The organism is Arthrobacter zhaoguopingii (assembly GCF_009828595.1).
Lineage (GTDB): Bacteria > Actinomycetota > Actinomycetes > Actinomycetales > Micrococcaceae > Arthrobacter_D > Arthrobacter_D zhaoguopingii.
The window spans coordinates 199751-223420 of record NZ_WPNY01000005.1; the positions used below are offsets into that span (position 1 = coordinate 199751).

Genomic DNA, 23670 nt, shown 5'->3' on the forward strand with positions numbered 1-23670 from the left:
GCGCTCCCGGGACAGCAATGGGTCGAAACTCGCTGTTGTACCTCATAGGGGCGCTGTTTCAGGGGCTAGGAATCGTCTTCGTCCAGCCCTTTGCCATTCGGGTCCTGGACAGCGACGCCCAGTGGGGCGAGCTGATCCTGGCGGTCTCGGTCATTCAGGTGGGCGTGGTACTCGCCGCGGCCGGCCTCCCACTGGCGATCACCCGGGCCTGGTTCGACGAGGGGAACGGGCCGTTGAAGGCGCGGTCGATCAGCGGGTTCCTCAGCATCACCGGGTTCGCGCTGGGCGTACTCGCGGCCGCCGTAGCGGCGGTCTTTGCCGCGCGGGTCGACGGCGTCATCACGTTCACCATCGCGCTTGGAGCGATGGGCGTTCTGGCCACGGTGCTCGCCGCCCAAGCGATGCTGCGTGCGCAGGAGCGGCCCCTGGCCTTCGTCGGCCTGAGCATCGGGTCCTCCGTGGGAGCCCACGTCCTCGGCCTGCTGGCCATCTGGCTGATCGAACCGCTCGCCTGGGTGTACCTGGCCGGGTTCGCTGTCTCGGTCGTGGCAACAGCGGCAGTGTCCCTGATGCTTGCGCGCCCGGCGTCGCCCCGGGCGGTGAAGGGCGCAGTGGGGGAGGCTCTCAGCATTGGACTGCCGGTGCTGCCGCACACGGGCGCCCTGATGCTCCTGACCCAGGGCGCGGTGTTCCTCCTCGCTGCCACCGCGGGGACCGTGGCATCCGGTGACTTCGGCAAGGTGCAGATCTTCACCCTGGGAACGATCACTGTTCTTGGGGCACTGAACAACGCCTGGGTGCCATCCCTGATGGGGGCACCGCTCACCGAGCGGGCCCGCCGTCTGCGCCGCACCATGAAAATCGCGAGCCTCGCCGGACTCGCCGTCGTGGTCGTCGCGGCCGGCGGTGCGAACGCCGTCACCCACATCATCGCCAACGGCAGGGAGGACCTCGTGCCGGTGGCTCAGGTGCTGCCCTTGACCGCGGTGGGCTACCTCCTCTACCTCAACGCCACGACGCTGCTCTTCGCAGACAAGCGAACCGGCCTGCTCGCCGTCATCACGCCCGTCGTGCTGCTCGCCGGCCTTGCGTTCGCGTACCTGCCCGCCCGCAGCGGCAACCTTGTTGGCGTGGCCGTCGCGTGCTCCGCCTCCTTCCTGCTGCTCGGACTTTCCTACTTCGCCGTGGCCCGGCACCGCGCGGAAGGTGGGTGGCCCGTGCGGCTCTACCTGCTGTGTGCGGCCGCCGGGCTTGCCTATGTCCTTGTCCTGCTCGCCCTGCCCAACGACCTGGCCACGGGCGTCATCACGATCGCCGTGGTGGCCGTCCTCGGCCTGGCGGCGCTGGGAATCTTGCGCACCCGACTCCGGCAGCTCACCGCCGAATGATCTACGCTGAAGCAAAGGAAAACAGCATCAAGAACATTCTTTATTTCGACGTGACCCGCGCCATCTCGGCCCAGCTCGTGGTCCTCGGCCACGCCCTGAACATCTTCCTGCCGGGGATTTTCCTGCCAACCAACGGATCCCACCCGTTCTACATGCAGTCCTTCGCGGTCGTCATCTTCTTCGTGCTCTCCGGCTACCTCATCACCTCCACGGTGATGCGCAAATGGGACACCCCGGGCTTCGGCTTCGGAACCTACCTGATCGACCGGATCGCCAGGGTGGTCTATCCGCTGCTGCCGGCAACGGCATTGATCATCGCCTTCGATTTTCTGGTGTTCCGCGGAAGCACGGTCCTGCCGTTCATTGCGATCGATCTCGGACTTCCCACGCTCATCGCCGCTTTCACCCTCAGTTACAACCACCCGCTCCTGCAGCAGGCCGCGATCAGGATCGATGGCCTTCCCTGGCTGGACGCCGGCCCGGTCGGCACCGCGGCACCTCTGTGGTCGATCGTGGCCGAGTGGTGGATCTACGTTGCGTTCGGGGTGCTCGTGCTCGTCTTCGCGCGCGGCCGGAAACTCAACCCCGGCTGGATCATCCTGTTGGTGTTCTCCATCGCGGTGCCCGCCGGCTACTTCGCCCTGGGCTCGGCCCACGCGGTTGCCTGGATTGTTGGGATGATCTTCGCGTTCGCTGGCCCCCAGCTGATGAGGCTGCCCCGGCAGTTCCACATCGGCCTGTTCCTGATCTCGACGGCCACCTTCCTGGCGGCGCTTGTCCACGTCGCCAATAACCTCTCGACCCCGTTGACGATCCTGCCGGCCGCCGTCGCGTTCTGCGCCGCCTACTTCGCTTTCGCGACCGGGACTGCGACTGGGGCTGCGGCGGGGGAGGGTGCGGGCAGGCGCCGTGCACCCTCGCCGCTCAGGGAGAAGGGTGCCCGGGTCATTGTTTTCGTCTCCGGCTACAGCTACTCCCTGTACCTCGTCCACTTCTCGGTCACCACCTACCTCTGGTACGCCTTCCACGACGACCTGCGAGCCTGGCAGCTGGTGTCGCTGTCCTTCCTGGTGAGCAACGTGGCCGGACTTGCGTACTGGTTCCTGGTGGAACGGCACTTTCACCGGGTCGCGCGGCTGATGAAGCCGCGTTCCGCGCAGAACCGCCCGCTCCCGGCGGAGCGGGAACGAATCGGTTCTTAGGGGCCGGCTGCCACCCCTGCAGCCCCCACCCCCGGAGCCGTGCGTACCGCCCGGTGCCGTGCGCACCGCCGCTGCTTCGTGTGGGCGCCGCGGGACTCCGGGCCGTCCCGTCAGCCTCATCCGGCCCCATGGATCGGGTCCGCGCCACCGGCCCGGTCCGCTATGGAAGGGGTCCCTCCGCCCAATCAAGCGTTAAATGCCGCTGTCCCGCCGGCCAGGGAGCGGCCGGCGGGACAGCGTGGGTGAGGAGCTAGCTTGTCTTGTAGGTGGTTTTGGTGCCGGTGGTGGTCCAGGTGATCCAGCCGCGTTGGAATTCGACCTTGCGGTAGCCCTTGGCGGCGGCGGCGGATTGGAGGGGGTAGCCGAGTTTCATCTGCCAGCCGGCCAGGCGCCAGGCTTCGCGGAAGGGTTCGGTGACGGCGTGGGCTCCGGTGCCGGGGGCTGCGTAGATGTTCCCGCCGGTGAAGGACTGGTAGCAGCCGTCGCCGTAGAGCCCGCATTTGACTCCGGCGGTGGGGTAGCCGATTTTGGCCTGCCAGCCGGCCTCGCGCCAGGCGTTCATGTAGGTCGAGCGCACGGCGTGGGTGCCGGTGGTCGGGGCGGAGTAGATGGTGCCGGTGGCGAAGGTCTGGTAGCAGGCGTTGCTGGTGAGTCCGCATTTGACGGGGGCGGTGGGGTAGCCGATGCCGTTCTGCCAGCCGGCGTCGCGCCAGGCGTTCATGTAGGTGGAGCGCACGGCGTGGGTGCCGGTGGCGGCGGTGGAGTAGATGGTGCCGGCGGCGAAGGTCTGGTAACAGGGGGCTCCGGCCGCTCCGCAGCGCAGCGCGCCGGTGGGGTAGCCGATGCCGTGCTGCCAGCCGGCGTCGCGCCAGGCGTTCATGTAGGTCGAGCGCACGGCGTGGGTGCCGGTGGTCGGGGTGGAGTAGATGGTGGCCCCGGTGAAGGTCTGGTAGCAGGGCTCTCCGGGTGCACCGCATCGAACCGGGGCGGTGGGGTAACCGATGCCGGCCTGCCAGCCCGCGTCGCGCCAGGCGTTCATGGAGGTGGACCGGACGGCGTGGGTGCCGGTGGCCGCGGTGCGGTAGATGGTCCCGGCGGAGAAGGTCTGGTAGCAGGCGTCCCCGGCCAGGCCGCAGCGCACCGGGGCGGTGGGGTAGCCGATCTTGGCCTGCCAGCCGGCGTCGCGCCAGGCGTTCATGTAGGGTCCGGAGACCGCGTGGGTGCCGGTGGCGGCGGTGGAGTAGATCGTGCCGGCGGAGAAGGTCTGATAGCAGCCGCCGTTGTAGAGCCCGCATTTGACGCCGGCGGTGGGGTAGCCGATCTTCATCTGCCAGCCCGCGTCGCGCCAGGCGTTCATGTAGGAGGCGCGGACGGCGTGGGTGCCGGTGGCGGCGGTGGAGTAGATGGTGCCGGCGGAGAAGGTCTGGTAGCAGCCGCCGTTATAGAGCCCGCATTTGACGCCGGCGGTGGGGTAGCCGATCTTGGCCTGCCAGCCGGCCTCGCCCCAGGCCGTGAAGTAGGATCCGGTCACCGCGTGCGCTCCGGTGGCCGCGGTGTAATACACATTCCCGCCGCTGAACGCCTGGTAGCAGCCCCCACCATAAAGCCCGCACGTGATCGGACCCACCGCGGCACCCAACGACGCCCCCGACGCCGCCGCAGCGAGCTTCGTTGCAATCGGGTTGCTGATGGTCACGACCGCGGAGGTGCTCGTCATGGAGTCAACGCTCACCCGGGTGCCGCTGTGGGTGGTGAAGGTCTGCTGCGGCTGCCAGGTGTGGTTGGTGTTGTAGTAACCAGTCCACGTGCTGTTGGGCGTCAGGAGGAGGGAAGCGTTCCCGTTCCACCCGCGGACATCCTTCTTGATCACCTTGACGCCCTGGTTTCCGCCGATGGCGATGTTTGCGTCCCGGCCGACCGGCAGGCGGAGCTCGACGTAGTACGTTTCCCTGCTGATGGGGTCGGTGAACTTGACAGCACGATTGCTCTCCGTGCCCGCCCATGCCTTGAGGGTGTACCGCTTTGCCGTGCCCGCTGTGCCGGTGTTGCGGATCTCATCCCCGCGGCCGAAACCGCCGAACTCCCACAGGAAGGAGTTGATGACGGGCACGTGTCCCTGGGCGAATCCCATCAGGTCGAGGGTATCGCCGTATTCGTACGAGCCGCACGAGCCATCGGTAATCGAGCGGTTGACGATGCCGACGTCGACGCGGCCGTTGGAGCAGTAGAGCGAGTTGGAGTGGTGGAGTCCGAGGACGTGGCCAAACTCATGCGCGACGACGTTCTTGGTTGCATACGCCGGGTACGGCATGATCACCCTGCCGGAGACGGGTCCGTCGGTGAATCCGCCGCCGAGGATTCCCCAGCTGCCCTGATAGTTCAGGTCCTTGTGAGGGACGAAGATAACGAGGGCTTCATAGGGGTTGTAGGCCCACTTGAGCTCGCTTGTCACCTTCGCCATGATCGTCTCGTACGAATCGGTGATCCGGGCGGCCGATGAGAACCCACGGATTTCTTTCGCGACAGTCATCGACAGACGGTTGTTGGACATGGATTTCCAATAGCTGCTGGAGTTGGAGATTGATGCGCGGGCCGCGTCCATGTTGATGGCGTTCACGTCGGCCGTGGTCTTTCCTGCCAGCTTCACGGTCACCAGGGTGACCTTGATGTCTCCCGACCGGGGCGCCATGGCTGCGCCGAAGGATCCTTCCGGGGAGGACTCGTCGTGGGAATGGCCGGAGTGGTGAAGGTCCTCGGGCCCGGTGAACTCTTCACCGATACGTGCGTTCGAGCCCGGCTCGAGCAGTGGGTTCCAGTCCAGGCTGGGCACCTCCGAGGTGAGCTGGTTCTCCGCAGGTGCCGTTCTGGCGGTCGGCTGCTCCACCGTCGGCTCCGGCGCGGGCTGCGCGGTCTCCGGGGCAACGGCCGGTTCCTCCGGAGCCGGTGCTGTGGGTTCCGTCGCCGGTGCGGGCGTCGTTGCGGGCACCGGTGCCTCGGCCGGCGGGGTGCTTTCGCTCTCTGTCGTCGCCGTCTGGCTGACGGGAGGCGCCGGCTGCTGGGTTGCCGCACTGGCCGGCAGCGCCGACGCAAACAGCACCGCCGACAGTCCTGCTGCGTACAGCAGGCGGTTCAGGTTCGTGAGTCTCACGCGTTTCTCCGATACGAAGGGCCGGTCGGGCCGGGCAGGGACGTCAGCTGACTGCTGGGCGACGGGATGCCGGTTCATCGCGTCTTGTAGGTGGTTTTGGTGCCGGTGGTGGTCCAGGTGATCCAGCCGCGTTGGAATTCGACCTTGCGGTAGCCCTTGGCGGCGGCGGCGGATTGGAGGGGGTAGCCGAGTTTCATCTGCCAGCCGGCCAGGCGCCAGGCTTCGCGGAAGGGTTCGGTGACGGCGTGGGCTCCGGTGCCGGGGGCTGCGTAGATGTTCCCGCCGGTGAAGGACTGGTAGCAGCCGTCGCCGTAGAGCCCGCATTTGACTCCGGCGGTGGGGTAGCCGATTTTGGCCTGCCAGCCGGCCTCGCGCCAGGCGTTCATGTAGGTCGAGCGCACGGCGTGGGTGCCGGTGGTCGGGGCGGAGTAGATGGTGCCGGTGGCGAAGGTCTGGTAGCAGGCGTTGCTGGTGAGTCCGCATTTGACGGGGGCGGTGGGGTAGCCGATGCCGTTCTGCCAGCCGGCGTCGCGCCAGGCGTTCATGTAGGTGGAGCGCACGGCGTGGGTGCCGGTGGCGGCGGTGGAGTAGATGGTGCCGGCGGCGAAGGTCTGGTAACAGGGGGCTCCGGCCGCTCCGCAGCGCAGCGCGCCGGTGGGGTAGCCGATGCCGTGCTGCCAGCCGGCGTCGCGCCAGGCGTTCATGTAGGTCGAGCGCACGGCGTGGGTGCCGGTGGTCGGGGTGGAGTAGATGGTGGCCCCGGTGAAGGTCTGGTAGCAGGGCTCTCCGGGTGCACCGCATCGAACCGGGGCGGTGGGGTAACCGATGCCGGCCTGCCAGCCCGCGTCGCGCCAGGCGTTCATGGAGGTGGACCGGACGGCGTGGGTGCCGGTGGCCGCGGTGCGGTAGATGGTCCCGGCGGAGAAGGTCTGGTAGCAGGCGTCCCCGGCCAGGCCGCAGCGCACCGGGGCGGTGGGGTAGCCGATCTTGGCCTGCCAGCCGGCGTCGCGCCAGGCGTTCATGTAGGGTCCGGAGACCGCGTGGGTGCCGGTGGCGGCGGTGGAGTAGATCGTGCCGGCGGAGAAGGTCTGATAGCAGCCGCCGTTGTAGAGCCCGCATTTGACGCCGGCGGTGGGGTAGCCGATCTTCATCTGCCAGCCCGCGTCGCGCCAGGCGTTCATGTAGGAGGCGCGGACGGCGTGGGTGCCGGTGGCGGCGGTGGAGTAGATGGTGCCGGCGGAGAAGGTCTGGTAGCAGCCGCCGTTATAGAGCCCGCATTTGACGCCGGCGGTGGGGTAGCCGATCTTGGCCTGCCAGCCGGCCTCGCCCCAGGCCGTGAAGTAGGATCCGGTCACCGCGTGCGCTCCGGTGGCCGCGGTGTAATACACATTCCCGCCGCTGAACGCCTGGTAGCAGCCCCCACCATAAAGCCCGCACGTGATCGGACCCACCGCGGCACCCAACGACGCCCCCGACGCCGCCGCAGCGAAGGTTGGTGCGAGGGCGGCGGTGCCGTCATCGACCGTGGAGTTGCGGGCGAATGCGACCAGCTCGGCCGAAGTGCCCCTCCACTGGTTCCAGTCCATCAGGCCGGGCCCCTCGTCGGTGTACTGCCACAGCTTGTAGTCGCTCCAGCCGGCCGGGAGCTGGCCGGCGGTGGTGCTTCCGTAACGCGCGATATGCAGCGGGTGGTCTGCGAAGGCGGTGGAGCCTGCGGTGCAGTAGTCCCACCAGTCGGTGGTGGTGTAGATCATGGGGATGCGCCCGGTGAGCGCCTTCATGGTGTTGGAGAACTCGCGCATCCAGTTCACCAGCTGGGCGGGGCTCATGTTGTAGCAGCTGTTGGCACCACCGTTGGGGTTGTACTCGATGTCCAGCAGCGGCGGCAGGGTCTTGCCGTCGTTCTTCCAGCTCCCTCCGTTGGCGACGAAGAAGCGGGCCTGTGCTGCCCCGCTGGAGTAGTTCGGGATGGCGAAGTGGTAGGCCCCACGGATCATTCCGCGGGCCGCCGCTCCGCTGTACTGCGGGCCGAAGAGGTGGTTCTTGTAGTAGCCGCCCTCGGTGGCCTTGACATAGGCGTACCGCGAGCCGGAGTTCCAGGCCGCATTCCAGTCGACGGTGCCCTGGTGGCTGCTGACGTCGACTCCGTGGATGCCCGCAGGGCGCCAGGTGCTGGCGGTGCCGAAGGTCGAACCGGCATGCGGTGCGGCTGCAGGGTCTTCGGTGAAGAGGGTGCCGTCCTCCGCCTTCTGGCGAAGCAGCAGTTCCTCCTCCGTGGGCTTTTGGGGGTCGCCGTGCTCTGCGATCCGGGCGAGGCCTTGCCCCATACGGGCGCCGAGAGGGCCGGCCGCTTCGGCAATCCCCGCGGGATCAAGGGGAGCGGCCTCGGGTTCGACCGGAGCAGGGGGTGGCGTCTTGGGAGCCCTGGCGGCGGAGGGCGCCGGCGCGGCAGGGGCGTCGGTCTGAGCCGGCTCGGTTGCTTCTACCGTGGGAGCGGGGGGCGCCGGTGTGGCGCTGGTTGGAGCCTGAGGGGACGGCACAGCAGGCGCCGGGGAGGTTGAGGGGGTGGGGGCCGGCTGCTCGCCGGCGAAAGAGGGAACTGCACCGACAGCCAGCGACACCGAGAGGATGGCGGCACACAGCAGGCTACGGGTTGTGGCAAATGTCACGGGTTTCTCCAGCAGAATCCGGGCGTCAGCCAGGCGAGTGAATTTCTCGAAGACTACACGGATGTGACAGGTGTGACGAGTGTTTCTCTTGTGATCGCGGAAGAATAAGCCTTTCGTGCGCGTGTCATGTTTATTTCTGGGGCGTGTCGCGGCGTGACAAGAGGCACTAGCAGGAATTTTTGTGGTACGCGCCACATCTCCCACAAACAGGTGGCTGAGCGGCGAAACAGAAGTAGCCTGCGCGCCGTGAAAGCGGCTTTTTCCACACCCACGCTGCTTCTCTGTCCGGCATCGGACGGGTCGCCTACGCTTGACTGTGAAACAGCGTGTCCCGGGCGGAAATGCGATCCGCCTGCACCGACAACCGCCAATCTTTCGGGGTTTTTATGGATGCTGTGCGCATAGTCGAGGAGGAAGTGCGCGAGCTGATCCGCCGCCGTGGCCTCGACCCTGCGGAGCAGGCCCCGGAAATCCTGCGTCTGGTAGAGGACGCGGTCAATGACTACGACGAACGGGCGGTTCTCGGCTCGCTGCCGCCGTTGGGGCACCTCGAGAACGCCCGCCGGCAGGTGTATGACGCCGTCGCCGGGTTCGGGGTGCTGCAGCCGTTCCTTGACGATCCGACGGTCGAGGAGCTGTGGATCAACGCGCCCTCAGAAATCTATGTGGCCCGCGGTGGGGAGTCCGAGCTGACGTCGCTGACCCTGACCGCGCAGCAGGTCCGGGACCTCGTGGAACGGATGCTGAAGTCCTCGGGGCGGCGCCTTGATCTCTCCTCGCCCTTCGTCGATGCCTCCCTGCCCGACGGCTCGAGACTGCATGTGGTGATCCCGGACGTCACCCGCCGGCACTGGGCGGTCAATATCCGCCGGTTCATCGCCCGCGCCACCCGCCTGGAGCACCTCATCGGGCTGGGGACGCTGACCCCTCAGGCGGCCCGGTTCCTTGGCGCCGCCGTCGGGACCGGGCTGAACATCCTCGTCTCCGGCGCCACCCAGGCCGGGAAGACCACCCTGCTCAACTGCCTGGGCGCCGCGATTCCACCGCGCGAGCGGGTGATTACGGTGGAGGAGATCTTCGAGCTGAAGCTGCCGCTGCGCGACGTCGTCGGGCTCCAGTGCCGGCAGCCGAACCTCGAAGGCACCGGGGAGATCCCGCTCCGCCACCTGGTGAAGGAAGCCCTGCGGATGCGCCCGGACCGGCTCATCGTCGGGGAGGTGAGGGAGGCGGAGAGCCTGGACATGCTCATCGCACTGAACAGCGGTCTTCCCGAACCCATTTCATGCACAGTACGGCTTCGTTCCGGCTCGCCTACGGGATCATTCCCGCTCCTGGAGCTATTGTTGCTACTGCCAACAATGAGGGGGAGAAGTGACCGAAGATGTCGCGGAGCAGTACGTAGTAGAGACCGTCCCTTTCGCCGCTCTTAAGGGAGTTCGGCCTCACGACCGCGTCGGGGAACTTCAAGCCGAGGCGACGGGGCACTACTTTGCCCGGTTCGGCACGGCCTTCCTCATTGCCGCTGACGACGATAGGTCACCGGCTGAGGAATGGGATGCAGTCGTGTCAGCTCTTCGTGCTGACCCCCGCGTCGCCGACGTGCAGGGGGAGCGAGCGACAAGGGAATGGTCGCGTTACAGCGATGTCTTTCCGTCCGCGCGGGACTTACCCCGGGACTGCCTCCTGAGTGGCCACGACATCCTGTTGAACGTGCGGTTCTCCGACCCGCTCATGTTCAAGCTTCACGTTCCGCGGAAGAACCAGCCAACAGCATACGACTGGACCGACTTGCCCAGCGAGGACTACTGGGTGGGGTGGGACGGGGTCTCCATCTTTGTGCTGTGGGAGTGCTCACCAGAGGTGGTGCATGAGCCCCCCGGTGGTGGGCTTATTGCCTTTGATGTGCTGGAACAGGCGGCGGCGCGGGCTGGTATGAGTCTTGTCGTTCAGGCCTGTAGTCCTGGGTGCGCCAACAAGTTCGCGCATACCTCCGTACGTGTCGTCCAGGTTCCCCAGTCCGCAGGAACATCTCTGCATGGGATTGAGGGTTACATCGCCGTTTCTGTCCTCTCAGTCGACGGCGGCATTAAGGATGTACTCGAAGAGTTGATGGGCACGTTTGACTCTCCGAGTCATGACTTCGCACGAATGAAGAATCGTGCGCGTCGGCTTCAGGACCTTGAGAACGAAGCCCGTGCAATGGTGAGTGAGCTTCTGGAGGACGACTATGTCCGTCTTTCAACCCAGGCATACGGGCTGAAGCGGCGAACCTCGATCCTCCTGCGATCGATTCCGGCATCGCTGAAAGGAAAGGGCCACAGACGCCAAGCCAAGCACAAGATTGCATCGCTCTGGCTTGCGATGTCTGGCATTGAAGTGCTGCGGCGGGATTGGACGATGGCTCGGCAGGAGTTCACCGACTCGGCGAAGAAGCGCGGTGTGGACCTCTTCTACCGCATCGACCGCAAAGATGACGACAATCGAGTGGAGGCGATTACGCTCGACTTCATCCGGTCTGCGGTAGAACAGCAATCCAGTCGTATTGATAACCACACAGTTGCCACCGTTACGGCAGTAGGAGCGGTAGCGGCTCTGGCCGGTGCCGTCGCCGGGGGTGCGATGGGAGGAGCGTAAGCTGCGCGAGGTCCTGGTCATCGCCTCGAGCAATGACCAGGAGGGCCCCACTCCCCGCTTCGTCTTGCCTACGCGGGGACAGCAACAGTAGAGGCCCGACTGCCCTAACCCTTCTGATAGCCAAATCGACGTACCAGGCTCTACTTCCTTTACGAGAGTAGGGAACAGCCGGTGGCGGGTAGACTCTCTCTCCGAGTTATACGTGACAGGGAGGATCAGGATTGGCGAGACCGAAGGCGCGGTATGCACGGACGTGTTTGGAGTGTCTGCAGCTTCCCCGGGACCAGCGTCGACCCCACCACGCGCGAGGAATGTGCCGGACACATCACCGCGCCTGGCTCCGGACGAAGCCAGAGTGCAAGGCAGGTGGGTGCGGTAGCCGACTCATCAGCAAGACCGACTCGCGGCAGGGGTACTGCCGGAAACACGATCACCTCTTGCTGAAGGAACCCCTGCGAACGGCAGACGCCATCACGCGGACACTGAACAAGTTCGTGTCGCAGATCGTCCCCGATACCGATCTCGGCTGTTGGGTATGGGCCGGCCGAACCAATGACAAGGGATACGGGCTCATCAGCGTGGGCAACCATGAGTGGCTGGCGCACCGGTACTCCTACGGGAACTTCATCGGAGGCCACACCCCCGGGCACACGCTGGACCACACCTGCAGGCGGCGCGACTGCGTGCGCCCAGACCACCTCATGCCGATGACCTCAAAACGGAACGTTGACCGTGAGCACGCTGGATCCATCCCCAGAGGAGGAATTCTGGCGGACCTCCTCCTCCTGCCCAACCTATCGGCGGACGCGATGACGTGGGCAGCGAGCCGACGGCTCCCGGTAGGAAGGGGCAACCCTGACGGGTCGCCCTTTCTGTACGGGCTGGACGGCGAGGCGGTGGTGTACTCCCCGGAACCGGTCAACTATCCCGCGGTGAAGGCCTTGGCGAAACGGTAGGAGAAAAGCTTCCCGACCCGTACGCGGAATGAGGCGCTAAGACCACCGGGCACAGAGGGAAATGGGGTGGGGGTTACCCCCCCCTTAGGGTGTTGGGGTCAAGCCGAGCCAGACGCCTAGCGCTACGACTAGCAGGCCCGCGACGAGAGTTGCGAGGAATTGCGCTGTGTGATCTCTCCATGTTCGCTTCAACCAGGAGATGTTGCTGGACCCGACGTACGTACCGGGGGCACCGCCATTGGCGTCACCCGCGGTTGATACCGCATCGCTGTCATTCGTTCCGCTCGATACTGGAAGTGCGCTCGGACCCGAGACGCGACCCCGGTTCAATTGATCCTCCTGATCTCTGTCCTGCGGCTGTTCCAGATAGTTCTTGATCCTTGTAAGGGTGGCTGTCACCCCGTCCACAGCCATCCGGTTGGTTCCCACAGCCTCAACCCAGATTTCTTTCAGTGAGACTGGGTAGTGAACGCTGACCTGCACGCCTACCTCACCGTCTTTGGCAGGGGGCATGCGCCGGTCGTGGAACAAACCGTCGGGTATCAGATCGTGCTCGCGGAACTCTTCGAAGACCTCTTGGACAGAATCGCCGACTGATCTGCTCTCCGATGCGTCTCGAAGACGCCAGTCTGGGTCGTAGTCAGGGCAGGGTAGGCGGCGATTCAACTGAGCCTCCAGGCGCAAAGCTGCCACCTCCGGCTCGTCGAACACCTTGATCTTGACCTTTTCCCTGAACTCGATGGCCATGCTCGTCCCCCTTTCTGATAGACCCTCCCCGACTTTACGGCAAGTCCTGTCGTGGGGTTCGACGCATCGCCGCGTCTCGCAACCCAAGGGATTTAAGACACATCGGTTATGAGACAAATTTCGTAGAAAAACCGACCCGAAAACGTCTCGCTGGACTGTCTCGTAAGTTCCTGTTAAGTTCAGTGTTATCAAACACTGTTGTGAGACACATCGAGGGAGTAGAAGAACATGGGAAAGCTGATCGGCTACGCGAGGGTATCGACCAGGGCGCAGGACACCGACCGTCAGGAGAGCGACCTGCTGGCCGCTGGCGTGCGGCGGGATGATCTGTACGTGGATCACGGGGTGAGTGGCGCGAAGGCGTCACGGGCGGCGCTGGATGAAGCACTGGCTGCACTGCACGAGGGCGACACCCTGGTGATAACCACGCTGGACCGCCTGGGGCGCTCCACCGCGAACATGCTGGCGCTGGCTGATGAGCTAAAGGGCAAGGGCGTGGGGCTGCGCGTGCTGAACCTCGGAGGGGGAGACGTAGACACCAGCACGCCCATGGGCAGCATGGTGTTTACCGTGATGGCGGCGCTGGGGCAGATGGAGCTGGAGATCAAGCGTGAGCGGATCACGGACAGCGTGAGCAAGCGGCGCGCAGCGGGTAAGGACTTGGGCGGGCGTAAGGCTCAGTTCACCGATAGTCAGGTCAGGAACGCGGCCCGCCTGATTGAGTCAGGCGAGCCGGCGGCACAGGTGGCGCGGGATCTGGGAATGTCCCGTGCAACGCTTTACCGGCGCATGGATGCGCTCCAGTCGAAGGCATAAGAGAGGGCGGGGGGCGGCTCTGTAGGCGCCCCCACGAGTCCCGGGTGGCGTTGTCAGGAGTGGAGTGGTAGGGGCGGCGCGGTGCCCTTCGAAGCGCGCTGCGGGGCGCGCTGCGGCCGCTAGGGTCAGCGTTTATGGCTCCCGGGCGTCACTCGGATTAACCGTTGTGGCGCGTTGGAAAATGAGGGTTTTCACCGACTGATCCGCCGTCTCCGCCGTCTCTTTCCAGAGCGTGTATCCACGCTTCTTCGCCCCTATCAAGACGGTTTCGTACGAGGGTGACTCCATGTTGATCTTGAAAATCACGTCGTCTTGCCCCGCAAACGCGGCGTCCAGAATGGCCGGCGCATTCGCTTCGGCTTTCTTTCTGGTCCTGTTTCCGTAGAGGAAAAGGCCGAATCCCAACCAACCTGCGGCGCAGAACATTAGGATGACAATGACAAGAATAAAAATAAGAAACCCCATGCGGTCAGCTTAGCTCTGATCAAGCGATCCTTCCCATAAATCAGCCCCTGTTCTCAGTCGAAATTCTGGGTACGGGGTGGCAGGGGCCACCCGAGAGGGTAAGGGGGCGGCAATGCCGACGAGGCCTGCGCCTTGAAGGGGCGCCCGTTAGTGCCTGAGGCCGTGCTGGAGGGATTGCGAAGGTTCCTCCTGAACATGTGCGCACCGAGATTTTCTAGGCGCTCCTAGGCCCTATTTGCATTCTTCCGCGCAGCTTGGTCATCGAGGATTTTTTGCAGTACGGGATGTTCCTCGGCGAGCTTTGCAAATGATTCCCTAATCTTGAAAGCTGGACTGTACTCCGAACCGCGTCGGTTAGTGCGGAACCGCCGTAGCATTTCCGCCACATTCTCCCCGAGTGAAACCCGCTCCAGTGCTGCAATATCAGCGGCACTCAAGGAGCGCCTTGTTTCCCCGGGGGCTTTGATATGGACACTCACCGTGTCCGGATCGAATTCGCGTGGTGACCCCTTCGAGTGGGGGTGCAGCACAATGTGGAGCTTCGATCGGATGAAGTCACGGCGATCGTCGATCGGCATCGCGAGCCACGCGTTGAAGCGCTCCTGTACCTCTCCCATTTCAAGGTCGAAGCGAGCAAGCGTGTCCAGTTCCTGGCCCCGGTCGAGTCCAAGCTTCGTGAGCCGATCCTCCAGGTCCGCCCGCTGGCGTTGTATTCCTTCATTGAAGTTGCGCATCTGCCCCAGCGTCATCTCGCCTGCGGCGAGTAGTCCCCCTGCTCCTTGTTCCCTCACGTGAAGTGCCTCAAGCCGCGATCGAATCGCGTCCGCTTCGGCTCGCGCCGCAGGGTTTTCTGGCTCCTCGCGGTAGGTCTGCGAAAGGAGGCGGAATACCCACAACTCCACCACGGCGTCCACATACTCCTCGCGCTTGCCCACATGTCCGCGTCCTTGAGAGGAGCACCTGTATGCCGTGTGCTTCGGCTTAACCCCCGTTGTCTTGTCTCTTCGGCCGTAAACATTCCCCGAACGAACAAATTCGCCACAGTGGCACTGGGCGATTCCGGCGAGGAGATGTGCAGCTTTGTTGGTCTGCGAGCGCCGCCGCTCCGGTGCGGTGAGGACCGCCACGACGGCGCGCCACACGTCCTCGGGAACGATCGCCGGTATTTTGTCCCGGCTGAGGACTTCACCGTGGAACACATACAGCCCGGCGTTGCGTGGTCGGAGAAGCGCCTGGCGAAGTTGAGCGTATCCCCAGGGCTTATCGGCGGTGGTCAGCAAAGGCTCACCATCCCAGCCCTCTTCATTCCACTTCTTGATGATTGATCCGAGGGAGCGTCCCGCGAGGACGTCGCTGTGTGCCGAGGCGAGCGCCGCGGCTTCTCTTGGTTCGGTGGTGAGGCGTCCGTTTTCGACCTGCCATCCGAAGGGGCGGCGACCTCCTGTCCACATGCCGGCCTCCGCCAGCTGCGAGGCCTTCGCGCGGGCGCGCTCGCTCTTCGTGGCGGATTCGAATCGAGCGACTTGGCCCATGATTCCTGCGCGCAAGAGGCCATCCGCGGTGGAGAGGTCAATTTCACCACCTGCTGTAACGGAGTAGGTGAGTATCGGCGCGGAGCCTCGGGGCCCTTGGCACACTTCGGCATAGTCCTCTAGGTCAATCGGGCGGCGGTGCAGTCTGTCCATTCGCCAGCAGATGACAGCTTCCACTTCGCGGGCACGAAGGCGCTCCAGCATTGCTGTGTAGGCGGGGCGCGTCCGGTTGCTGAAGGCGGAAGTCGAGTTGTCACTGAAGACTTCTACGACCTCCATGCCGTGTTGCAGCGCGTACCTCCGGCACGCTTCTTCCTGCCGTTGGACACCCAACCCCTCAGCATTGCGGTCTTGCGATATACGGGTGTAGATGAAGGCTCGCTGGGTCACGAGCTTCATCCTACTGCACTGTGCCTGATCGTTTATCGGGCTGCCCGGGATGTGCAGCGTCCATGCAAACAGCGCCCGCGACGCCCTGACCAAGGTCTGCACCCTGCCGCTGCTGGCGGGCAAGAACATCTCAAGTGAATTCGTGGTGCCCACGGTCGCGTCCTGCCTCGACCTCGTGGTGCACTGCGCACGAGCCGGCGACGGCCAGCGGCAGGTCACGGAGATCATGGCCGTGGGTGCACGGGTGGAAAACGGCGTCATCGAGTCCTCGCCCGTCTTTCGGCGGGTCGAGGGCGCGCTGCAGGTCTGCGCCACGGCCATGCCCGCGGAGGAGAAGTTTGCCGCGGCCGGCGTCGATATCGCGGCGCTCCTTGAGGAGGGCCGGTGAGCGCGCTCCTGGGCGTGATGCTCGGGACCGGGCTCTTCCTGATCTGGTGGGCGTGCTGGGGCCCGTCTTCCCGGAGTTCCGCCCGCCAGCGGCGAACCCCACGGTTGCGGGAGCTGCTCGTGCGGGCCGGGGTCGGCTCGGTCTCGGTGCGGGGGCTGCTGGGCGCCTGCGCGGTCACCGGGCTGCTCATCCTCCTGACTGCCGTTGTCCTGGTCCGCTCGGTGCCGATCGCTGTCTGTTTCGCCCTGTTCGGCGCCTGGACTCCGTATGCCCTGGTGCGGTGGCGGGCGGCGAAGCGGACGGCGTCGCTGCGGGAGCTCTGGCCCGACGTCGTCGATCACCTGCGCTCCGCAATCCGCGCCGGCCTCTCGCTCCCCGAGGCGCTGATGCAGCTCGCCGACAAAGGGCCGGCCGAACTGCGCGGCGCGTTTCGGGAGTTCGCGGCGGATTACCGGGCGGGTGGGCAGTTCGATGAGTCGCTGAGCAGGCTCAAGGACCGGCTCGCCGACCCGGTGGCCGACCGCATCGTCGAGGCCCTGCGGATGACCCGCGAGGTGGGAGGGTCAGACCTCGGCCGGCTGCTGGGCACCCTGTCCGAGTTCCTCCGCGACAGCGCCCGCACCCGCAATGAACTTGAGGCCCGGCAGTCCTGGACGGTCAACGCTGCGCGGCTCGCCGTGGCCGCTCCGTGGTTTGTGTTGCTGCTGTTGGCGACCCGGCCCGAAGCAGTCCGTGCCTACAACACCGGTGCCGGCGCCCTGGTCCTCGCCGGAGGCCTAATAGTGTCGGTTGTCTGCTACCGCATGATGCTGCGCATCGGTGCCCTTCCCCGGGACGAGAGGGTGCTTCGGTGACCGGGCAGGTGGTGGCGATGTCCCTCCTCGCGGGCGGCGCGCTCGGACTGGGCGTGTGGATGGTGCTCGTGGGGCTGCCGTCGGCGCGGAGTGTCCGCTTCGTTGACCGGATCAGTCCGCAGTTGAAGGTCGTGGACGTCCGATCCAGTCTGCTCGGTGCGGACACAGGCCGCCCGGCACCCTTCGGGCCTCTGGGCCGCATCCTGCAGCCGTTCCTTCGTGATGCGGTGCGCAGGCTGAACCGGTTCAATCCCGCATCGACCCAGCTGAACCGCCGACTGGTGCAGGCCGGTGGAGGACTGAGCGTTACCGACTTCCGGGCCCAGCAGATTCTCTGGGCGGCGCTCGGACTCGGTGCGTCCACCGCTCTGGTGGTCCTGGCCGCGGGCTCCGGACGGTCGAACGTGTTCTTCGCAGCGGTCCTGGTTCCCGCCTGCACCGCCGGAGGGTACCTGTTCCGTGACTACCTCCTGACCCGGCAGATCGCGCGCCGGGAGGCCCGGATGCTCGCGGACTTTCCCAGCCTCGCCGAACTCATGGCGCTGGCCGTCAGCGCCGGGGAGAGCGCGACCGGCGCCCTGGAGCGGGTGTGCAGGACGGCCCGCGGCGAGCTGGCCGGGGAGTTTGGGCGGGTGCTTGCCGAAACGCGGGCCGGAACGCCCGTCGTCGAGGCGTTCCAGGAGTTCTCCCGCCGCACCCAGCTGGCCCCGCTTGCCCGGTTCGTCGACGGGCTGACCGTCGCGGTCCAACGCGGCACCCCGTTGGCCGAGGTGCTGCGGGCCTAGGCTCAGGACGTGCGCGACATGTCGAAACGGGAGCTCATGGAATCGGCCGGAAAGAAGGAGATCGCCATGATGGTGCCGCTGGTCTTCGGTGTGCTTCCCCTGACCGTCCTCTTCGCCGTTTATCCCGGCATTGCGCTGATCAACCTTGGATTCTGAACCGCACGACCGGACAGCCGACCGCTCAGAGAATGGAGACGACAATGGCAAGAGATCGAAATGGTGCCCGCGCCTGGCTGGCCCTCGCCACCATCTATCGGCGGGTGGTCTCCGACCCCGACGCCGAGCGCGGGGACGTGCCCGGTTGGGTGATGATCACGCTGATGTCGGCGGTGCTTGTCGCTGGGCTGCTGGCACTGGCGGGGCCCGCGCTGCAGGGCCTGTTCGAGGCGGCGATGAACCAGGTGTCCCCGTAGGTGCTCTGGTCACGAGGGCGCCGGAGCCTGGGCGGTGAGGCGGGATCGGCGGTTGTCGACTTCGCGCTGATCGGCGGGCTGCTCACCGTGATTTTCCTTGCGGTGGTCCAGCTGATGCTGGTGCTGCACGTGCGCAACACCCTGATCGATGCCGCGGCCTCGGGCGCCCGGTACGGAACCCTGGCCGACCGGAGTCCCGAGGATGCCGGGCAGCGCACGACCGAGCTGATCACCGCGGGGGTGGGGGATGACTTCGCTTCGGATGTGACGGTCCAACGCTCCGGGGCCGCGGGGGCGCAGTTCGTGGAGGTGGTGGTTCGGGCTCCGCTTCCGGTGGTGGGCCTGCTCGGCCCGGCCGGGGTGCTGGAGGTGCAGGGTCGTGCGGTCCTTCCGTCGTAAGCCCGTCCGGTCCGGGCTGGTCCGCACACGCTTCCGGCTGGGGAACGAGGCGGGCAGCGCGGTGCTTGAGTTCACGTTCCTCGGCTTGATCCTGCTGGTCCCGGTGGTGTATCTGATCCTGTCCGCCGGGCAGCTGCAGGGCGGATCGTTCGCCGTGGTGGGTGCGGCCGACCACGCGGCCAAGGTCTTCGTGGAGGCCGAGACTCCGGAACAGGGTGAGACCCGGGCGCGGCAGGCAGCCCTGGTGGCGCTGGAGAACTTCGGTTTCTCCCCGGACCAGGCCCAGGTTGGAATGTCCTGTGACGGGGCCTGTCTTTCCCCGGGTTCCACCGTGACGGTCGAGGTCCGCCTGGCGGTGCCGCTGCCGCTGATTCCCACCATGCCCGGGGTGAATGACTCGGCGGTCACGGTGGATTCGAGTGCCACCCAGTCGGTGGAACGGTTCGGATGAGCCCGGCATGAAGGCCCGGGCAGAGGCCGGACGGGAGATCGACTGGGCGGGCGAGGACGGTCAGGTGGGGGTGCTGATCATCGGCTACCTCCTGCTGCTCTTGCTGGTCCTGGCGGTGGTGCTTGCGGCATCGGCGGTCTACCTTGGCCACTCCCGCCTGTTGTCCGCGGCCGACGGCGCCGCACTGGCCGCGGCGGACACGTTCACCATTGATTCCGAAGCGGAGGCCGGCCCGCAGCCGGTGCTTGACCCCGGCACCGTGCGGTCCACCGCGGAAGGGTATCTGCAGCGCACGGCCGCCGGGCAGCGGTTTCCCTCCCTGGCCGTAGATCCGGCGACAGGCACCCCCGATGGCAGGACGGCGCAGGTGGTGCTCACCGCGGTGGTCCACCCGCCTCTGGTCACAGTCCTGGTGCCCGACGGGATTCCCATCACGGCCACCGCCGACGCCCGCTCCGAGCTCACCCGCTGAAGGCACGGCGAGGACGCGGGCGGATTCCTTGCCGCCGTTCGAAGTTCCCGTGAAGCCAAGGCTACGAGTAATTTGCGGGTCGACTTAGCGATGGAAGGCCGGGTACGCATGACTACGGTGAAGCTTCAGCAGGATACTGCTCCTAGTTTGTGCTGATAGGACACGAACTTCCCGCATGAACGGCAAACGAGAAGTTCTGCAGGGACGCCGGGGATGCCACCTGAACCGGCGGTCAATCACTCTGCTGCAAGCACGGCTTTGCTGGATCCTTCACAGACGCACCCAGTGGTTCTTTGGTCGATCGTGGCTTGTTGGACGAGGTGCCGGGTGTGGCCCCACCGATCAAGTGGGGCCACACCCAAATACTGCACGTTAAAGTCGCTTCCCTAATTACAGATTTTGCGAGTTGGCCAACTGGAACGGGCCGAATCCATGAGCCGATCTAAATCGGTCCCCAAACCCAGTGGTTGTCACCGGATAGTAGAAGACGTCTCCATTCAAGGCCTTCCCTTGCAGTCCTCTACTGCCCGACCCGATGAAGCCGAAAGTAGGCGCGATGGCTTCGAATGCCCAGCCTGCGCCTACTTTCCTATTTCCAGAGAAACCCCCTGCACCGTTCCCGAAGTAGGCGTAGAGGTCGTCCGCCGGGTTGAGCGCGAGTACGTCAAGGTTGCCGTCATAGTTGAAGTCCATGACATTGATCGAGAGGTTGGTCCAGCCATGTCCGATTTCGATTCTTGAGTCGGTTGTGAGCCAGTTCCCCGAGGCGTTGGGATAATAGTAGAGCAGCCCTGTCGAAAGCTCCTTGGCGATCATGCCTGGGTATTTGTCAGTATTCCGGAGCTTGCCGGGAGCGATTTCCCAGCCGTTCCAGCTAGCTCCAATTTTCTGGTACGCGTAGAATCCGCCAGTCGAACGGCCCGGGTAGAACCGCAGAATGCCATCACTCCACTGAGTGACAATGTCGTTGACGCCGTCGCTGTTCCAGTCGATGGTCCAGACGGTCTTTGCGTTGGTCCAACCAGGACCAATCTGATGCTTGGGCTCAAACGCCCCAGAGCCATTGGCTGGATAATTCCAGAGAACCCCTGCGGAATCTACGGCTACCAAGTCACCACGGGAAGGGATCGACGGATTCCAGACAGCAGGGACACTATTCCGACTGGTGATGCGCTGGCCCGCGTAGAAGCCGTTGGGGTACTCATAGCTGCCGAACTTCCCGATTGGGTAGTGACCCGAGCACTGGACGGTGTCCCAGTGAAGGTGTACTCCATCCGCCGCTCCGGTCGCGCCTGCGCCCCCGAGGTATTGGCCACGGGTCACGCTTTGCCCGACCTTCACGGCCACCGAACTCATGTGGTTGTAAAGGGTGCAAAAATTGTTCCCGTGGTCTATGACCACCTGGTTGCCGTTGATGTTCCAGTTGTAATTATTGACGTTGCCGGCGGTCCGGACCACTCCCGACGCGGACGCGGAGATGTCATCACCCATCGCCATGCCGATGTCCACCGCATAATAGCCCTGGTGTGGGTATTGAGTCACCGTATGCGTTTCTCCGCCTGGAAATGGCAGATATAGCACTGGCGCAGCTGACGCAGGCGCGGCGCCAAGTCCTACTAATATCGCAGCAGCCACCCCAGTAGCGGCCGCGAGGCTTACAGCCTTCTTGAACATGTCTTCCCCAATTTGTGAGATTGCGCCCCCAGTGGGCGCGGCATCAGCCTCTCACTATGAATGGGGAAAACATTAGTAGTGCGGTAATCCTGCTTAAATCCTGCGGGATGATTGCGATTAGCTATTCGCGCTAACAATGTCCAGCCTTTGAGCAGAATCAATCAAATATTTTCGGCCCCGGATTGACAAGGTTGAGATTTTGAGGTTGGCCCCCTGTCAAATTACACAACTGACATTTCGCGCATACATACTAGTGTCAGCGGAAAATGGGGTGGGCGCATCCGCAGGAGTGCTGCCGGATCCAATCCACCACAACGACTGGTCGGTGCGCGGAGATCCAGCTGCCGGCTGCTCCTTGGTAAGGGTGAACCGGGAGGCTGGGCATCTGGCGGCGTGCGTACTTTGAGCCGCCTCTTCCTACGAGTCCACAGTCCTGCCCAGCGCGCTTTCATCGCGATCTAGTGGGCGACGTACGAGCCGTGGTCGGGCGGCGGCATTCAGCCCTCCCGACTTTTGACCACCTTGTGGCGGCAGCAATGTCGTCTGCGCGCGAATTGGGTGGGCATACGCGAGGCCGTTGTGGAACGCGAACCTAAGGGCCTCCTTCCACGCTCTGGCGCCCAGGCCTCAATGACGGGCGCCGTGTGATCGATCTCTGCGTTCCGGGGGAAGTGTGGACCGAGTTGTAGTAGGGATGACGCAGCGGCCCGCCGATACGCGTCACTGGCGGGAGGTATAGGCGGGTGCCACCTTTGTTGGCTTCGAAGGCCCCGCTCGGGTACGGGCAGCCTCTGTCATGGTCGATTCATTTGCTGCCGAATTTGCGGAAGCGGTTGAGTCCGACGACCGTCTTGACGAGAGGCGGGGCGCGGGCCGCTGCGCGGAGTCTCCTGACGCACATGGGTCCCACGTCTGCGGGACATGAAATGCAGGTGAGGATGAAGCCGGCTCTGAAATGGCGATGAGGTCCGTTTCAATGTTCTGGTTCCAACCTCTGTCCGCCCAGTGGCAAGTCCGTGACGTTGGCGGCGACTGCAAGTAGTTCGGCCTCGGTCGGTGGCAGCGGTGCCTAGACGGCATGCCGCCCTGGGTCGGGAAAGATCAGGATCGATACTCTCCGACCTAGGTCGGCACGGAGCGATGCGTCCGTGTGCGCTGCGGCGGCAGAAGCGGGCAGGCCCGCGTCTGCCGCCGCAAAATTTCCTATCCCGCTTTAGGCGAACCGATAAACATCCGCCGCCCACCTCTGGAGGTACACGCTGTCCTTGCTTGACGTCACTTCCACTTCAAGGAGGTCACCACTAATGATTGGCGCCTTGAAAGTTGCGGTGCCACGGAAGGCGCCGTCCGCACTTCCGTGCACTTCTTGCTCAAAGTAGCCTGACCGGCGGCCGTCTCGAACGATCACCCAGCGCGTCGTGATAGTCGCCCCGTCGGTGAGTCCGGCACCTTGCAGGAACAGCACTGCGTCGTAAAGTCCCGGACCGCCCGTGCCGCTCGCGAAGTTGAGGTTCTGCGTTCCTCCGGAAGTCTTCAAAACCCACATAGTATTTGCCGCGAGACGCGGCGAGGTCGTTGGGTCAACGCTAAATCGGGTGTGCTGTGGCACTTCATTCTCCTCTGGTACTGGGGCATTCGTATCGATGTAGTCGAAGGGATTCACCCGCCCGTATGCGGGCGCGTAAAGGGCGCTGAGATCGATGACCTCGAAGTGCAAATGCGCTCCGGTCGTTCTTCCGGACACGCCGGATGGGCCGATGGTCTGCCCGGCGGTGACTTGCTGTCCTTTGCTGACATACCAGCCTGACAAGTGCGCATGATTTGTCGCTAGACCGTTGGGGTGGCGGATAACCACTTGATTGCCGGCCCACGACGCGTTCGGGTGAGAGCCCGGGACGCCGCCGAACTGATCGGCCTCCTCCTGGGTCATGGTCAATGAGTCCCCGGCGAAAATAACCTCACCAGCACCAACTGCTTGGATCGGCGTGCCAATCGGAGTTCCGATATCAAGTGCCCGGTGCCCGTCCCAGAACTCCTGAGATATTCCAAATTGCTGGATATCCACCGGCCACCGGTCAAATTTACTTGTCGTCATAGTGGTGAAATCGGACGAATTTCGCTCGCCGCTCCCGACCCCTGGGCCGGATGGAACATCGGATGCTCGTGCCAGCGGCAATCCGAGGAAGGTCAGTCCTCCCGCTGCTGCGGCCGATGTTAGGACTATCCGGCGAGAGACTGCTCCACTCACGCGAACCCACTTTCTTTCCTATTCGTTTCCCCAAAATAA

20 protein-coding genes and 1 pseudogene are annotated in these 23670 nt (G+C 64.7%); 14 read left to right on the plus strand and 7 right to left on the minus strand.

Translation table 11 applies throughout. The annotated features are described in order from the left end of the window. Nucleotides 1–17 precede the first annotated feature (17 nt). Nucleotides 18–1388: a lipopolysaccharide biosynthesis protein gene (locus GVV86_RS09095; protein ID WP_159802587.1), complete on the plus strand. Its 1371-nt coding sequence runs from the start codon at nt 18–20 to the stop codon at nt 1386–1388. Further along, nucleotides 1385–2590: an acyltransferase family protein gene (locus GVV86_RS09100; RefSeq protein WP_159802588.1), complete on the plus strand. Its 1206-nt coding sequence runs from the start codon at nt 1385–1387 to the stop codon at nt 2588–2590. Before GVV86_RS09095 ends, GVV86_RS09100 begins: the two co-directional genes overlap by 4 nt. 250 nt (nt 2591–2840) lie before the next feature. Here GVV86_RS09100 and GVV86_RS18860 read toward each other — a convergent pair whose 3' ends face one another. After that, nucleotides 2841–5738: a hypothetical protein gene (locus tag GVV86_RS18860; RefSeq protein ID WP_159802589.1), complete on the minus strand. Its 2898-nt coding sequence runs from the start codon at nt 5736–5738 to the stop codon at nt 2841–2843. 74 nt (nt 5739–5812) lie between these two features. Beyond that, nucleotides 5813–8407: a GH25 family lysozyme gene (locus GVV86_RS18865; protein WP_159802590.1), complete on the minus strand. Its 2595-nt coding sequence runs from the start codon at nt 8405–8407 to the stop codon at nt 5813–5815. 386 nt (nt 8408–8793) lie between these two features. Between GVV86_RS18865 and GVV86_RS09115 the strand changes: the two genes are divergently transcribed. The 3 genes from GVV86_RS09115 to GVV86_RS09125 all read left to right on the plus strand — a co-directional run bounded on the left by GVV86_RS09115 (nt 8794) and on the right by GVV86_RS09125 (nt 11997). Beyond that, nucleotides 8794–9837, plus strand: a complete 1044-nt coding sequence (locus GVV86_RS09115; protein WP_159802591.1) for a TadA family conjugal transfer-associated ATPase — start codon at nt 8794–8796, stop codon at nt 9835–9837. Continuing rightward, a complete protein-coding gene (locus tag GVV86_RS09120) occupies nt 9779–11041 on the plus strand; it encodes a hypothetical protein (RefSeq protein WP_159802592.1) in 1263 nt (420 codons plus the stop codon). The genes GVV86_RS09115 and GVV86_RS09120 overlap by 59 nt, the downstream gene beginning before the upstream one ends. Before the next feature lie 437 nt (nt 11042–11478). Then, nucleotides 11479–11997 (plus strand): hypothetical protein, encoded by a 519-nt coding sequence (locus GVV86_RS09125; protein WP_159802593.1) that lies wholly within the window; start codon nt 11479–11481, stop codon nt 11995–11997. Nucleotides 11998–12081: 84 nt separating this feature from the next. On the opposite strand, the gene GVV86_RS09130 is transcribed toward GVV86_RS09125, so the two are convergent. Further along, nucleotides 12082–12744: a hypothetical protein gene (locus GVV86_RS09130; RefSeq protein WP_159802594.1), complete on the minus strand. Its 663-nt coding sequence runs from the start codon at nt 12742–12744 to the stop codon at nt 12082–12084. Between the two features lie 228 nt (nt 12745–12972). On the opposite strand from GVV86_RS09130, the gene GVV86_RS09135 reads away from it, so the two are divergent. Further along, on the plus strand, nt 12973–13560 hold the full coding sequence (locus tag GVV86_RS09135) for a recombinase family protein (protein ID WP_159802595.1): 588 nt from the start codon (nt 12973–12975) through the stop codon (nt 13558–13560). Between the two features lie 132 nt (nt 13561–13692). On the opposite strand, the gene GVV86_RS09140 is transcribed toward GVV86_RS09135, so the two are convergent. Then, nucleotides 13693–14025 carry a hypothetical protein gene (locus tag GVV86_RS09140; RefSeq protein ID WP_159802596.1) on the minus strand — a complete coding sequence of 111 codons (333 nt, stop codon included), beginning with the start codon at nt 14023–14025 and terminating at the stop codon, nt 13693–13695. A 224-nt stretch (nt 14026–14249) separates the two neighbouring features. Then, a complete protein-coding gene (locus GVV86_RS09145) occupies nt 14250–15947 on the minus strand; it encodes a recombinase family protein (RefSeq protein WP_159802597.1) in 1698 nt (565 codons plus the stop codon). A 37-nt stretch (nt 15948–15984) separates the two neighbouring features. Here GVV86_RS09145 and GVV86_RS09150 point away from each other — a divergent pair. The 8 genes and pseudogenes from GVV86_RS09150 to GVV86_RS09180 all read left to right on the plus strand — a co-directional run. Then, a pseudogene (locus tag GVV86_RS09150) lies at nt 15985–16335 on the plus strand (CpaF family protein); the annotation flags it as partial. Continuing rightward, nucleotides 16332–17189, plus strand: coding sequence for a type II secretion system F family protein (locus GVV86_RS09155; protein WP_159802598.1), 858 nt, complete (start codon nt 16332–16334; stop codon nt 17187–17189). The pseudogene GVV86_RS09150 and the gene GVV86_RS09155, both read left to right, overlap by 4 nt. Next, nucleotides 17186–17974: a type II secretion system F family protein gene (locus tag GVV86_RS09160; RefSeq protein WP_343206289.1), complete on the plus strand. Its 789-nt coding sequence runs from the start codon at nt 17186–17188 to the stop codon at nt 17972–17974. Before GVV86_RS09155 ends, GVV86_RS09160 begins: the two co-directional genes overlap by 4 nt. Before the next feature lie 9 nt (nt 17975–17983). Continuing rightward, on the plus strand, nt 17984–18130 hold the full coding sequence (locus tag GVV86_RS18905) for a hypothetical protein (protein WP_343206290.1): 147 nt from the start codon (nt 17984–17986) through the stop codon (nt 18128–18130). 44 nt (nt 18131–18174) lie between these two features. After that, complete coding sequence (locus GVV86_RS09165) at nt 18175–18387, plus strand: hypothetical protein (protein ID WP_246669929.1); 213 nt, start codon at nt 18175–18177, stop codon at nt 18385–18387. Then, nucleotides 18388–18786 (plus strand): TadE family protein, encoded by a 399-nt coding sequence (locus GVV86_RS09170; protein WP_159802600.1) that lies wholly within the window; start codon nt 18388–18390, stop codon nt 18784–18786. It begins immediately after the preceding gene. Beyond that, a complete protein-coding gene (locus GVV86_RS09175; protein WP_246669930.1) occupies nt 18767–19237 on the plus strand; it encodes a hypothetical protein in 471 nt (156 codons plus the stop codon). Before GVV86_RS09170 ends, GVV86_RS09175 begins: the two co-directional genes overlap by 20 nt. A gap of 7 nt (nt 19238–19244) precedes the next feature. Next, entirely contained in the window at nt 19245–19709 is a 465-nt protein-coding gene (locus GVV86_RS09180) for a pilus assembly protein TadG-related protein (protein WP_159802601.1), read from the plus strand. A gap of 390 nt (nt 19710–20099) precedes the next feature. Here the strand turns inward: GVV86_RS09180 and GVV86_RS09185 are convergent, their stop codons facing one another. Together GVV86_RS09185 and GVV86_RS09190 are read right to left on the minus strand one after the other, a co-directional pair. Further along, nucleotides 20100–21383 (minus strand): M23 family metallopeptidase, encoded by a 1284-nt coding sequence (locus GVV86_RS09185; protein ID WP_159802602.1) that lies wholly within the window; start codon nt 21381–21383, stop codon nt 20100–20102. A gap of 1213 nt (nt 21384–22596) precedes the next feature. Further along, on the minus strand, nt 22597–23448 hold the full coding sequence (locus GVV86_RS09190) for a M23 family metallopeptidase (RefSeq protein WP_201291411.1): 852 nt from the start codon (nt 23446–23448) through the stop codon (nt 22597–22599). Nucleotides 23449–23670 lie beyond the last annotated feature (222 nt).